Genomic DNA, 13,180 nt, shown 5'->3' with positions numbered 1-13,180 from the left:
TATGATGTTTTCACTCCGCTTACTCTTTTACAAACCTTGTTTGCTGGCCACCATGTTGCTGGCGGTGGGCTTGAATGCCTGCACACAGTCGAAAAAAACAACTGCTTCGGGCGACGCCCTCGGCAAAAAGGAGTTTCGCTACACCAATCCCATCACGCGCGACACGGCCATTTCCATGCGCGACCATTTTATCATTAAAGTGGGGCGGCAGTGGTTTTGTACGGGCACGTCGATGCCAGTATGGTCGGGGCCGAACCCGGGCGTGCGCCTGCTCGTGTCGGACGACCTGATTCACTGGCGGCAACACTCGTGGCTGATTGACGCCAAAAATTTGCCCCCCAATACCCCCTACAACGGTCGGTTTTGGGCCCCGGAGATTCACTACATCCAAAAGAAATACTGGCTCACCGTGAACAGCGGCCAGGTGACGGCCCAGGACCCGAAGGGCATGAGCACGCACAGCGTCTGGCTGTTTTCGGCCGATGAAGTAACCGGCCCTTATAAGTTGGTAAACGGCCCGCTGACGCCGCAATACAACAACGACGCCACCCTGTTTGAGGACGAAGACGGGCAGACCTACCTGTATTGCAGCGGCAACGGGCTGTGGCAAGCCAAGATTGACCTGCCTACGGGCAAGCTGGTGGGCGAGATCAAGCAGTTTCGCGGGGCCAAGGACGCTAACAATCCAGGCTGGATGGTAGGCGGCATCGAGGGGCCCTTCGTGCTGAAGCGCGACGGCACGTACTTCATGTTTTTCTCGACCTGGACGCGGGGCTACGAGGTGGGGCTGCTGCGCTCGAAAACCCCATTGGGCCCCTGGGAGCTGGCTTCACCCGAACCCATTTTTGGTACCCGCAAGCGAGAATACCGCGCCGAAATGGCCCGCAACGGCGGCTACAGCAACCTGCAATTCACCGACACGCCCGACCCGTACCAGGAAACCGGCCACAACGCCATTTTCGAGGGACCCGATGGCCAGCTGTGGAGCTCCTGCCACTACTTCATGTACGACAAGCGGCCCGCGCCCTTCAGCCCCAAGCTTGAAGCCTGGGAAACGGTGCCCCAGCTGGGTATCGAGCCGCTCCACTTCCGCAATGGAATCTTTGCCATAGACGGCCCCACCTGGACGGAGCAAACGGTGCGCTACTAACCTTGCCCGCCGCGCCTAGCCAGCCGGAATTATCTTGCTCACGCTGAATATGCTACGTCCAAAAAACCTTTTGCTATGTGCCTTCCTCCTATTGCTAGGAAGTGGGGTCGCCCAAGCGCAATCCTACCTCTCATTCGACAATAAAGCTGCGGGGCTGGTGCTGGCCGCCGATGGCAAAACGCTGCCGCTCCTGGTGAGCCCTGAAGACCATAAAGGCGTCCTTCGGGCGGCCACCGATTTGCAGCACGATGTCAACAACGCTGGCGCCCTGGTATACGCCGTGGCCTTCGACGATGAAAAGCCCCAGCTGCTGAATATCAGCCAGCGCCGGCCCGGCGAGTCCTGGGTCAACGACAATGCCGAAAAGGCCATGATGGACAACATCTGCATCACGGAATCGACCCACACCATCGCCCGCGCGGGCGTGCACACGCTCCGGTTCTGGGTCATCACGCCCGGCATCGTGTTGCAGAAGCTGGTGATTGATACCGGCGGACTGAAGCCGAGGTACCTCGGGCTGCCGGAAAGTTTCCGCGTGCAGTAGCTACTATGAACTGCCCGGCGAGGGGCTTTTTCTCTTTCGTAACAATTAGGCAAATGCTTTTACCACGAATTATGCACCTGCAAAAAGTGCTTCTGCTTTTATTTCTGGCTCTGACGGCCAGTACCAACCTGCGGGCGCAAAACCCCATCATCCGGGACGTGTTCACGGCTGACCCCGCCCCGCTAGTGTACCGCGATACGCTGTTTCTCTACACCAGCCACGATACGGCCTCAGTGAGCGAAACCAACTACAAAATGCCCGACTGGCGCGTCTATTCTACCACCGACATGGTGCACTGGAAAGACTACGGCAAGCGCCTCTCGCCCCGCACCTTCGCCTGGGCCACCGGCGACGCGTATGCGGCGCAGTGCGTGTACCACAACGGCAAGTTCTACTGGTTTGTGTCCACGTTTCACAAGAAGAACGACAACAGCCAGGGCGGCGCGGCTGTCGGCGTGGCCGTGTCGGACCGGCCGACGGGGCCGTTCCGGGATGCCATCGGCAAAGCACTTATCGTGAATGAAATGACCAAGGACAAACCCCACGCCTGGGATGACATCGACCCCACCGTTTTTGTGGACGACGATAAGCAGATTTATATGTACTGGGGCAATGGCAGCTGCAAGTGGGTGAAGCTCAAGAATAACATGACAGAACTGGCGGGCCCTATCAACACGTTCATGCCCAAAAACTACATTGAAGGGCTCTGGGTGTACAAGCGCAAAAAGCTGTACTACCTCGTGTACGCCAGCGAGGGTACCAAGCCCGAAATGATTGAGTATTGCACGGCTCCTAGCGCCGCCGGACCGTGGACATACCGGGGCATTATCCAAGAAAACGTGCCCAATAGCTTCACTACCCACCCCGGCATCATCGATTACAAGGGCAAAAGCTACTTTTTCTACCACAACGGTGCTCTGCCCACCGGCGGCAGCTACCGCCGCTCCATCTGCGTTGATTACCTCAACTACAACCCAGACGGCACCATTAAACCGATAGTGCAAACGACCAAAGGCGTCGCGCCAGTGAAGTAGCCAAAGCCATCATTTAGCCATGCATTAGCCGGCTATCTAATCTTTATCCCTATTCTCCTCAATCACATGATACGCTCTTCTTTTACTGAATGCTTGCTACGCTGGCGCCCGACTCTGGGCCGGCAAGGCGTGGTATTGACCTTACTCGGTAGCTGTCTGATCAACTCACCTAAGGTTAGCGCGGAGGTGCGCCTGCCGCGGCTGGTCAGCAACGGCATGGTGCTCCAGCGCGACGCCAAACTGACGGTGTGGGGCTGGGGGGCAAAAGGGGAGAAGGTAAAGCTCCGTTTTAAGAACAAAATCTACGCTGCCACCACCGGCCCCGATGGCAAATGGACGGTGAGTTTGCCGGCGCAGCCCGCCGGCGGGCCTTACACGATGAACATTGCGGCCAGTAACCGCATTGAGCTAAAAGACATTCTGGTGGGCGACGTGTGGGTGTGCTCGGGCCAATCGAACATGGAAACGCCCATGAGCCGCCTGCGCGACCGGTTTCCGGAGGAAGTAGCCACGGCCAACAATCCCCGCATCCGGCAGTTCACGATGCCCACAAGCTATTCCTTCAAAGGTCCCAAAGATGACATCGCGAGCGGCAACTGGGTAGGCGTGAGTCCGCAGAGCATCGGGCAGTTTTCGGGCGTGGCCTACTTCTTTGCTAAAGACCTCTATGCTAAGTATCAGGTGCCCATTGGCTTAATCAAAAATGCAATAGGAGGCTCCCCGGCGGAAGCCTGGTTAAGCGCCGAGGCCCTCAAGCAGTTTCCGGCTTATCAGCAGCAGGGGGAGAAGTACAAAGACAGCGCGCTGGTAGCCAGCATTCAGCAGCGCGACCAAGCTGCCGGCCGCGCCTGGCAGCAGCGCCTCTATAAGGCCGATCAGGGCCAGGCGCCCGGCCAAACCAAATGGTCGGCGCCCAACTACGACGCCACGGGCTGGGCTACTATGGGCGTACCCGGCTTCTGGGCCGACCAAACGCCATTGGGCCAAGTAAACGGCGTGCTGTGGTTTCGGAAGGAAGTGGAAGTACCGGCCAGCATGGTTGGCAAGCCCGCCCGCCTCGAGCTAGGTACTCTCGTCGATGCTGATTCTACCTACATCAACGGGCAGCTGGTGGGCACTACCGGCTACCAGTACCCGCCCCGCAAGTACGACTTTGGCCCCGGCGTGTTGAAGCCGGGCAAGAACGTGATTGTGGTGCGCCTCATCAGCACCGGTGGGCGCGGCGGCTTCACCCCCGACAAGCAGTATCAGCTTAGCGTCGGGGAGCAAATTCTGGATCTGCGCGGACCTTGGCAGTACAAGTTGGGCGCCTCGCTGCCGCCCGCGCCTGGCAGTACTTCCTTTCAGAATCAGCCTGGGGGGCTTTTTAACGGCATGGTGGGGCCGCTGTTGCCCTACGCTATCAAAGGCGTTATATGGTTTCAGGGCGAGTCCAACACGGGCAAGGCGCAGGAGTATCAGCAGCTTTTCTCGGCCATAATTACCGACTGGCGCAAGCAGTGGCAGCAGCCCACGCTGCCGTTTCTGTACGTGCAACTTGCCAACTTTATGGCCACTCGGCCTCAGCCCGGCGAAAGCGGCTGGGCCGGCGTGCGCGACGCCCAGCGTCAGACCTTGCAGTTGCCAAATACCGCTATGGCCGTAGCCATCGATGTGGGCGAGTGGAACGATATTCACCCGCTGGATAAGCAAACCGTAGGCAAGCGCCTGGCTCTGGCCGCCCGCCAGGTGGCCTACGGTGAGAAAAAGCTGGTAGCGTCGGGGCCGTTGTACCAATCGATGCAGGTGAAAGATGGCAAGGCCGTGCTCCAGTTCTCCAGTATAGGAGGCGGTCTGGTGGCCAAAGGCGGCGGACCACTCACGCAGTTTGCCATAGCTGGCCCCGACAAAAAGTTCGTGTGGGCACAAGCAAAAATTGAGGGTAACACGGTCGTGGTGTGGCACGACGAGGTGCCGGTGCCCGCATTTGTGCGCTATGCCTGGGCCGATAATCCGGAGGGTGCCAACCTATATAATAAGGAGGGATTGCCAGCTTCACCTTTCCAGGCCACCGTCACGCCCGCCTCCCCTTAATTGATTCTAAGTAGCTCAACTGTAGTATGGATGAATTATTGACAAATGGTATTATTCTATAAGCCGAACAATCTGAAGGATCAACTGCCTAGAAACGTTGCGTTTGACTATTTAAAGATATTTTACGAAATAAAATTGTTGCTCTGTTTGCTATCGCAACCGTTTCCGAAAACGGTTGCGGTATTTTTATTTAGAATTTAAGCTTTCTTGACCATATTTATGAAGAAGGTTATCGAAGCCCGTAGTGTATATTCGGAGACCGAATCGCGAAAAAGCTGACGGTTACTATCTACCAGCTGAATAAGATAGATAGTTGTTGAAGTGCTTGTAAATTGAATTTTACCGCGTATAGGATTTGATTGCCCCGCGCCAGATTGCCTTTCTTTTTAATCCCACCCAGCCATGAAATACCTGCTCGGCTACGATATTGGTAGTTCCTCTATTAAAGTCGCCTTACTAAGTGTCGATACTGGCAAGTGCGTAGCCAGCGTCACGTCGCCAAAGAAGGAAATGGAAATTACCGCGGAAGCGGTAGGCTGGGCAGAGCAACGGCCGGAGCGGTGGTGGCAGGAAGTGATGAACGCCACACGTGAGCTGAAAAGCGAGTATGGCTTTGATGCGTCGCTGGTGGCCGCTATCGGAATTACCTATCAAATGCACGGCCTCGTGCTGCTTGATAAAGACGGCAAAGTATTGCGCCCTGCCATTATCTGGTGCGACAGCCGCGCCGTAGACTTTGGTAACCAAGCGTTTGCGGAGCTAGGCGAAGAGTATTGCCTCCAGAATTTCCTCAACTCGCCTGGCAACTTCACTGCTTCCAAGCTCAAGTGGGTAAAGGAAAACGAGCCCGCCATCTACGAGCAAATCTATAAAATTCAGCTGCCCGGCGACTACATCGCCTATCAGCTCACGGGCCAGATGCAGACGACGGTATCGGGCTTGTCGGAAGGCGTTTTCTGGAATTTCCGCGAGCAGAGCATCGCTCAGGATTTACTCGACTACTACGGCATCAGCCGTGATCTACTGCCGGAGGTAGTCGACACATTTGCCCCCCAGGGCCAGCTTACTGCTGAAGCAGCCCTAGAACTGGGACTGCACGCGGGTACGCCCATTAGCTACCGCGCCGGCGATCAGCCCAATAATGCCTTCTCGCTCAATGTGTTGCAGCCCGGTGAAATAGCTGCTACGGCTGGCACGTCTGGCGTAGTCTACGGCATCACCGACCAGCCAGCGTCTGATCCATATTCGCGGGTCAATGCTTTCGCCCACGTAAACAGCACGCCCGAGCAGCCGCGCAACGGTGTGCTGATGTGCATGAATGGCACCGGCATTCTGAACAGCTGGCTGCGCAAAGTAGTCGGCGAAATGCCCTACGACCAGATGAACCAGCTGGCCGCGCAAGCGCCCATCGGATCAGAAGGGCTCATGTTTTTGCCCTTTGGCAATGGCGCGGAGCGTATTCTCGAAAACCGCCCCACCGATGCTGAGCTGCGTGGCTTAAGCTTCAATATTCATTCACAGGCCCACGTATTGCGCGCGGCTCAGGAAGGAATTGTGTTTGCATTGAACTACGGCATGGACATTATGCGCAGTATGGGCGTACAAGTCCAGAAGGTGCGCGCCGGCAACGCCAATATGTTTCTGAGCCCGGTGTTCCGCGAAGCCTTCGTAAACACCGGTAACGTAACGCTGGAGCTCTACAACACGGACGCTGCGCAAGGCGCCGCCCGTGGGGCCGGCATTGGGGTAGGAGTGTACACCAGTGCGGCCGAGGCTTTCAGTGGCCTGGAGCGCATCCTGACGCTGGAGCCTACTCCGGAACTGCAAAGGCAATATCAATCGGCCTATGCCCGCTGGCATCAGGTGCTTACTCAACAGATTCTTTCAACCAAAACCACCCAGACAGATGTCGTCCAACACTCTTTCTAAAACTGAATTTTTCAAAGGCATTGACACCATTCGCTTCGAGGGACGCGAGTCGGACAACCCGCTATCCTTCAAATGGTACGACGAGAACCGCGTCGTGGGGGGCAAAACGATGAAGGAGCACCTGCGCTTCGCTGTATCGTACTGGCACACCTTCACCGGTACGGGCGGCGACCCATTCGGACCTGGCACTAAGACCTTTGCCTGGGACTCGCACCACGAAATCATTGGCCGCGCCAAGGATAAAATGGATGCGGCCTTCGAGTTTTTTACCAAGCTCGGCACGCCTTATTATTGCTTCCACGATATCGACCTAGTAGACGAAGGCGATTCACTGGCTGAGTATGAGCGCAACCTGCAAGCCATTGTCGATTACGCCAAAGAGCACCAAGCGGCCAGCGGCATAAAGCTGCTTTGGGGCACGGCCAACGTGTTTTCACACCCGCGCTACATGAACGGGGCTAGCACCAACCCTGATTTTCAGGTAGTAGCCCACGCTGCTACGCAGGTAAAAAACTCCATCGACGCGACCATCGCGCTGGGCGGTGAGGGTTACACCTTCTGGGGTGGCCGAGAGGGCTACATGACCCTGCTCAACACCAACATGAAGCGGGAGCTCGACCACATGGGTCGCTTCCTCAGTACGGCCCGCGACTACGCACGCAAGCAAGGCTTCACCGGCAAGTTTTTCATCGAGCCTAAGCCCGCTGAGCCTACCAAACACCAGTATGACTTTGACGCGGCCACCGTTATCGGTTTCCTGAAAGAGTACGGCTTGGAGAACGACTTCATGCTGAACCTGGAAACCAACCACGCCACGCTGGCCGGCCACACCTTCCAGCACGAGTTGCAAATAGCCGCCGATAATAACATGCTCGGCAGCATGGACGCCAACCGTGGCGACTACCAGAACGGCTGGGACACTGACCAGTTCCCCAACAATATTAATGAGCTGACCGAGTGCATGCTCATTATTCTGGAGCACGGCGGCATCAGCCCCGGAGGCATCAACTTCGACGCTAAAACGCGCCGCAACTCCACCGATCTGGAGGATATTTTCGTGGCTCACATCAGCGGTATGGATACGTTTGCCCGCGCCCTGGTGGTGGCCAACAACATTCTGGAAAAGTCGCCATACAAGAAGTTCCGCACGGAGCGCTACGCCTCATTTGATAGCGGCGACGGTGCGGCTTTCGAGAAAGGCCAACTAACCCTAGAAGACCTGCGCACCATCGCCCATAAATCGGGTGAGCCAGTGATGAAGAGCGGTAAGCAGGAGTGGCTGGAAGCCATTATCAACCAATACATTTAAACTGACTAAAACCGAACCGGCTGGCTGCTTGGGTGGGAATTTTTGTGGTCGGCCGGGGACGTTTTATTTAATGTAGCGCAGTATGATTGAGCAGCAGATAGCAGTAGAAGAGCAAAGTGTAAGCACCATCCGCCTCTTATCGGTGGATATGGTGCAGAAGGCTAATTCCGGTCATCCGGGCTTACCGCTGGGAGCCGCGCCTATGGCATACGTGCTGTGGTCGCGGTTTTTGCGTTTTAATCCGCAGGATCCTGCTTGGCCTGACCGCGACCGGTTTGTGCTGTCGGCGGGCCACGGCTCGGCGCTGCTGTATAGCCTGCTGCATCTGTACGGCTACGATTTGCCGCTCGAGGAACTCAAGAACTTCCGCCAGCTGCACTCGAAAACGCCGGGCCACCCGGAGTCTAACATTACGGCGGGCGTGGAAGTGACCACGGGTCCGTTGGGTCAGGGCTTCGCTAATGGCGTGGGCATGGCAATGGCAGAGGCGCATTTGGCCGCCATGTACAATAAGGAAGGCCACGAGGTAGTAAATCACTATACCTACGCTATTGTGAGCGATGGTGATTTGATGGAAGGCATTGCGGCCGAAGCTGCTTCGCTTGCTGGTCACCTGAAGCTGGGCAAGCTCATCTACCTCTACGACGACAACGACATTAGCCTCGACGGGCCTACCAGCCTGTCTTACACCGAGGACCCATTGATGCGTTTTGAGGCCTATGGCTGGCACACCCAGCGCGTGATGGACGGCAACGATCTGGGCGGCATTGAGCAAGCTATCCGCGCGGCCCAAGCCGAAACCGAACGGCCTTCACTGATTTCGATTAAGACGATTATTGGCTACGGCAGTCCGCAGAAAGGCACCAGCAAAGTGCACGGTAGCCCACTGGGCGAGGAAAACCTGCGTAAGGTCAAGGAATATTTTGGCTGGAATCCAGACGAGTCGTTTGTCGTGCCTGATGAGGTGCGCCAACACTTGGCTGAACCCGGCCAGCGCGGCGATCAGCTGCAGCAGGAATGGCAACAAAAGTTTGAGGCCTACCAGCAGCAGTTCAAGCAGGAAAGCGAGCTGTTCCTAACTTCCTTCGCCAGCGATTTGCCCGCTGGTTGGGACGCGGAACTGCCCGTTTTCTCGCCCGCCGATGGTGCTCTGGCTACCCGCCAAGCGTCGGGAAAAGCGCTGGGCGCGTTGAAAAAAACCATTCCTTTCCTCTTCGGGGGCTCCGCCGACTTGGCCAGCTCCAACGAAATGCCCCCCGCAGGAGACCTGAGCTTCCAGCCGGGCAGCTATGAGAAAAGCAACATCTGGTTTGGCGTGCGCGAGCACGCCATGGGCGGTGCCCTCAACGGCATGTCGCGCCACGGCGGCGTGCGCGTGTACGGCGGCACATTCCTTACCTTCTCAGACTACATGCGGGGGGCAATTCGCCTCACTGCCCTTGCCGAATCGGCCGTTACGTTTGTCTTCACTCACGACAGTATCGGCTTAGGCGAAGATGGACCCACGCACCAGCCGGTAGAGCAAGTGGCCGCGCTGCGTACCATTCCCAATATTATCGTGCTGCGCCCCGCTGATGCGAACGAAACCGTAGAGTCGTGGCGCGTTGCCATGACCAAGCCAGCGTCGCCCGTGGTGCTAATTTTGTCGCGTCAGAAACTGCCCACCCTGGACCAAGAGAAGTATGGCTCAGCGCGCGAAGGCGTGGCCAAAGGCGCTTACATTCTGAGCGAAGCCGAAGGTGGCAAGCCCCAGCTAATACTGGTTGCTACCGGCTCGGAAGTGTCGCTAGCCATGCAGGCCCAGCAGGAGCTGCAAAAGCAAGGCATTGCGGCGCGGGTCGTGAGTATGCCGAGCTGGGAATTGTTTGAGCAGCAGGATAAAGCCTACCAGCAGCAAGTGCTGCCGCCCTCTGTGCGCAAGCGCGTTACCATCGAAGCTGGTTCGCCCATTGGCTGGCACAAGTACGCGACCGACGAAGGCACTGTTATCAGCATGAACCGCTTCGGTGAGTCGGGTCCCGGTGAGGAAGTGATGGCCATGTTTGGCTTCACGGTGGACAATGTGGTGGAGAAAGCCAAGGCGCTGCTGGAAGACAAGCCCGCTGAAACGGAGCCCAAGGAAGTTCTTTCGTAAATCTTAAAAGCGATTAGTTAACAAGCCGGCCGTCATGCAGAGCGGAGCGAAGCATCTCGCTCACGCCGTTAGATTACTAATCTGACATCAGCATGCGAGATGCTTCGCTCCGCTCTGCATGACGGCCGGCTTGTTATTTAGCTATTCTAACTCAATGACCAAACTGCATCTAAACCAACCGCTGGGGGGCTTTTCTGAGACAAACACGCCACGTTTTTCCCTGCGCAAGTGGGGGAGGAGGGCCGGGCTCCTTGCCGGGCTCGGACTTGGCTTAACGCTCAGCGCAATGGCCCAAACGGTGCAGGTAACGGTGCAGCCCGGCGACCCGAAGCTGCAAATCAGCAAGCACATCTACGGGCATTTTGCGGAGCACTTGGGCCGCTGTATTTACGATGGTTTCTGGGTTGATGAGAAGCTGAACGTGCCCAAACAAGGCCGCATCCGCATGGACATTGTGGAGGCGCTACGCAAAATCAAAGTGCCCAACCTCCGCTGGCCCGGCGGCTGCTTTGCCGACACCTACCACTGGCGCGACGGCGTGGGCCCCACGGCTCAGCGTCCGAAGATGCTAAACATGTGGTGGGGCAACAACCTGGAGGACAACAGCTTCGGTACCCACGAGTTTCTGGAGCTTTGTAAGCTGCTCGGCACCGAGCCGTACTTAGCGGCCAACGTAGGCAGCGGCACGGTGCAGGAAATGGCGGGCTGGATGGAATACCTCAACTCCAACGACGACACGCCATTGGTGCTGGAGCGCCGCAAAAACGGCCACCCCGAACCCTACGGCGTGACGTGGTGGGGCATCGGCAATGAAAGCTGGGGCTGCGGCGGCAACATGACGGCCGAGTACTACACCGATGTGTATAAGCGCTACGCCACCTTCGCCCACAGCTACCCCGCCTCCCCGCCGCTCAAGAAAATCGTGAGTGGCGCCAACGGCGACGACGCCCACTGGACGGAGACGTGCATGAAAAACATTCCGCTCAACCAGATGTGGGGACTCACCCTGCACCAGTACACGCTGCCCACCGGCAGCTGGACCGGCAGCAAGGGCAAGGCCACCGGCTTCAACGAGCAGGAGTACTTCAACACGATGAAGAACTGCCTGAAAATGGAAGCCGTCGTGACCAAGCACGCCGCCATCATGGACAAGTACGACAAGGACAAAAAGGTAGCCTTGCTGGTGGATGAGTGGGGCGTGTGGACCGACGTAGAACCAGGCACCAACCCGGGCTTTCTGTTTCAGCAAAACTCCCTGCGCGACGCGCTGGTAGCGGGCACCACGCTCAACATCTTTAACAATCACTGTGACCGGGTGCGGGGGACAAATTTGGCCCAAGCCGTAAACGTGCTACAGGCCCTCGTTCTCACGGACAAGGAAAAGATGCTGCTCACGCCCACCTACCACGTGTTTGACTTGTATCAGGTGCACCAAGATGCGCAATATTTGCCCCTGCAATTTACCAGCCCCGACTATGTGATGGGCAACGACAAAGTGCCGGCGCTGAACGCCTCCGCTTCGAAAGATGCCAAGGGCGCGGTGCACATTTCGCTGGTCAATCTGGATACCAAGAAGACCTTAAAGCTGGAAACCGCGTTGCCCGGCGTGACCTGGAAAACGGTATCGGGCCGCATTCTGACTTCGGCCAGCGTGAGCGACTACAACAGTTTCGATAATCCCAACAAAGTGAAGCTGGGGGGCTTTTCCGGGGCTAAAAAGCGCGGCGGCAACCTAGCCGTGGAGCTGCCGCCCCAGTCGGTGGTGGTGCTGGAGTTGAAGTAACCACTTCCCAGCCGCTGCCACATCCTGTATCTATTTCCCGCTGATCCTCATTCTATGAAAATCAACAAAACCCTTACGTACGCCGTTCTGGCCAGTGTTTCAATGGGCTTTATTCAGAAGTCGGAACCAACTCTGAAGGACGCGTTCAAGCAGGATTTTTACGTGGGCGCGGCCCTCAATGGTCGGCAGATTAGTGGTCAGGATAGCAAGGCCACTGCCCTGATAAAGCAGCAGTTCAACACCATCAGCCCCGAAAACCTGCTCAAGTGGGGCCCCGTGCACCCGCAGCCAGACACCTACAACTTCAAGCCCGCCGACGATTACGTAAAGTTCGGGCAGGACAACAAAATGTTCATCGTTGGGCACACGCTGATGTGGCACCAGCAGACGCCCAAGTGGGTATTTGAAGACGCCGCCGGCAACCCCGTGAGCCGGGAAGTGCTACTGAAGCGCCTGGAAGATCACATCAATACCGTAGTGGGCCGCTATAAAGGTAAAATCGGGGGCTGGGATGTAGTCAACGAGGCCATCGATGACCAGCAGGGCGACCTGCGCAAAACCAAATGGCTGGAAATTCTCGGCGAAGATTTCGCCGTCAAGGCCTTTGAGTACGCCCACAAAGCCGATCCTAAAGCGGAGCTGTACTACAACGATTACAGTCTCTACCGCCCCGAAAAGCGGGCTGGCACGATTAAGCTGGTTAAGAGCCTGCAAGCCAAAGGCATCAAGGTTGCGGCTATTGGTATGCAGGGCCACTATGGCCTGACAAAGCCCAGCATTGAGCAGATAGAAGAGAGCATCGTCGCTTTCTCGAAGCTAGGGGTAAAGGTCAACTTCACGGAGCTGGACATTGATGTGCTGCCCAACCCCAGCCGGCGCCAGGGCGCGGACATCGCCGAGACGTTTGCCACCGACGCCAAGTACAACGTGTACACCACCGGCCTGCCCGACTCGGTGCAGCAGCAGCTTACCAAGCGCTACGCCGACCTGTTTGCCCTCTTCCGCAAGCACCGCAACGTTATTGACCGCATCACCCTGTGGGGCGTAACCGACAACGATTCGTGGCTCAATGACTGGCCCATTAAAGGCCGCACCAGCTACCCGCTGCTCTTCGACCGCAGCTACCAGCCCAAGCCCGCCTTACAGGCTGTACTGCAAACGACGAAGAATAAAATGTAGAACGCGTTTCGCGAAAACTAGAAAACTAGCTCCCCTCCTCAGATG

Annotated in this window: 9 protein-coding genes; all 9 read left to right on the top strand. The window is 57.0% G+C overall.

Translation table 11 applies throughout. The features are described from left to right. The first annotated feature begins 1 nt into the window (after nucleotide 1). The 9 genes from H8B13_RS18065 to H8B13_RS18025 all read left to right on the top strand — a co-directional run bounded on the left by H8B13_RS18065 (nucleotide 2) and on the right by H8B13_RS18025 (nucleotide 13,135). A complete protein-coding gene (locus H8B13_RS18065) occupies nucleotides 2–1,150 on the top strand; it encodes a glycoside hydrolase family 43 protein (protein WP_187312218.1) in 1,149 nt (382 codons plus the stop codon). Nucleotides 1,151–1,199: 49 nt separating this feature from the next. Continuing rightward, nucleotides 1,200–1,694 (top strand): hypothetical protein, encoded by a 495-nt coding sequence (locus tag H8B13_RS18060; protein WP_187312217.1) that lies wholly within the window; start codon nucleotides 1,200–1,202, stop codon nucleotides 1,692–1,694. Between the two features lie 71 nt (nucleotides 1,695–1,765). After that, nucleotides 1,766–2,728 carry a glycoside hydrolase family 43 protein gene (locus H8B13_RS18055; RefSeq protein ID WP_187312216.1) on the top strand — a complete coding sequence of 321 codons (963 nt, stop codon included), beginning with the start codon at nucleotides 1,766–1,768 and terminating at the stop codon, nucleotides 2,726–2,728. A gap of 66 nt (nucleotides 2,729–2,794) precedes the next feature. After that, nucleotides 2,795–4,801 carry a sialate O-acetylesterase gene (locus H8B13_RS18050; RefSeq protein WP_187312215.1) on the top strand — a complete coding sequence of 669 codons (2,007 nt, stop codon included), beginning with the start codon at nucleotides 2,795–2,797 and terminating at the stop codon, nucleotides 4,799–4,801. Between the two features lie 402 nt (nucleotides 4,802–5,203). After that, a complete protein-coding gene (locus H8B13_RS18045) occupies nucleotides 5,204–6,730 on the top strand; it encodes a xylulokinase (RefSeq protein WP_187312214.1) in 1,527 nt (508 codons plus the stop codon). Then, entirely contained in the window at nucleotides 6,708–8,039 is a 1,332-nt protein-coding gene (gene xylA / locus H8B13_RS18040) for a xylose isomerase (RefSeq protein ID WP_187312213.1), read from the top strand. Before H8B13_RS18045 ends, xylA begins: the two co-directional genes overlap by 23 nt. An 82-nt stretch (nucleotides 8,040–8,121) precedes the next feature. After that, a complete protein-coding gene (gene tkt, locus H8B13_RS18035; RefSeq protein ID WP_187312212.1) occupies nucleotides 8,122–10,173 on the top strand; it encodes a transketolase in 2,052 nt (683 codons plus the stop codon). A 154-nt stretch (nucleotides 10,174–10,327) separates the two neighbouring features. Beyond that, on the top strand, nucleotides 10,328–11,956 hold the full coding sequence (locus H8B13_RS18030; protein ID WP_187312211.1) for an alpha-N-arabinofuranosidase: 1,629 nt from the start codon (nucleotides 10,328–10,330) through the stop codon (nucleotides 11,954–11,956). Nucleotides 11,957–12,010: 54 nt separating this feature from the next. After that, on the top strand, nucleotides 12,011–13,135 hold the full coding sequence (locus tag H8B13_RS18025) for an endo-1,4-beta-xylanase (RefSeq protein WP_187312210.1): 1,125 nt from the start codon (nucleotides 12,011–12,013) through the stop codon (nucleotides 13,133–13,135). The last annotated feature ends 45 nt before the right edge of the window (nucleotides 13,136–13,180 follow it).

Origin of the sequence: Hymenobacter sp. BT188 (assembly GCF_014333585.1) — a bacterium.
GTDB lineage: Bacteria > Bacteroidota > Bacteroidia > Cytophagales > Hymenobacteraceae > Hymenobacter.
The sequence above is the reverse complement of the archived record's forward strand: the minus strand, read 5'-3'. Positions and strand labels throughout refer to the sequence as shown.

Bases quoted from the DNA above. Each gene is read 5' to 3' on its own strand.
- H8B13_RS18065 (WP_187312218.1), top strand. From the start codon at position 2: ATGATGTTTTCACTCCGCTTACTCTTTTACAAACCTTGTTTGCTGGCC.
- H8B13_RS18060 (WP_187312217.1), top strand. From the start codon at position 1,200: ATGCTACGTCCAAAAAACCTTTTGCTATGTGCCTTCCTCCTATTGCTA.
- H8B13_RS18055 (WP_187312216.1), top strand. From the start codon at position 1,766: ATGCACCTGCAAAAAGTGCTTCTGCTTTTATTTCTGGCTCTGACGGCC.
- H8B13_RS18050 (WP_187312215.1), top strand. From the start codon at position 2,795: ATGATACGCTCTTCTTTTACTGAATGCTTGCTACGCTGGCGCCCGACT.
- H8B13_RS18045 (WP_187312214.1), top strand. From the start codon at position 5,204: ATGAAATACCTGCTCGGCTACGATATTGGTAGTTCCTCTATTAAAGTC.
- xylA (WP_187312213.1), top strand. From the start codon at position 6,708: ATGTCGTCCAACACTCTTTCTAAAACTGAATTTTTCAAAGGCATTGAC.
- tkt (WP_187312212.1), top strand. From the start codon at position 8,122: ATGATTGAGCAGCAGATAGCAGTAGAAGAGCAAAGTGTAAGCACCATC.
- H8B13_RS18030 (WP_187312211.1), top strand. From the start codon at position 10,328: ATGACCAAACTGCATCTAAACCAACCGCTGGGGGGCTTTTCTGAGACA.
- H8B13_RS18025 (WP_187312210.1), top strand. From the start codon at position 12,011: ATGAAAATCAACAAAACCCTTACGTACGCCGTTCTGGCCAGTGTTTCA.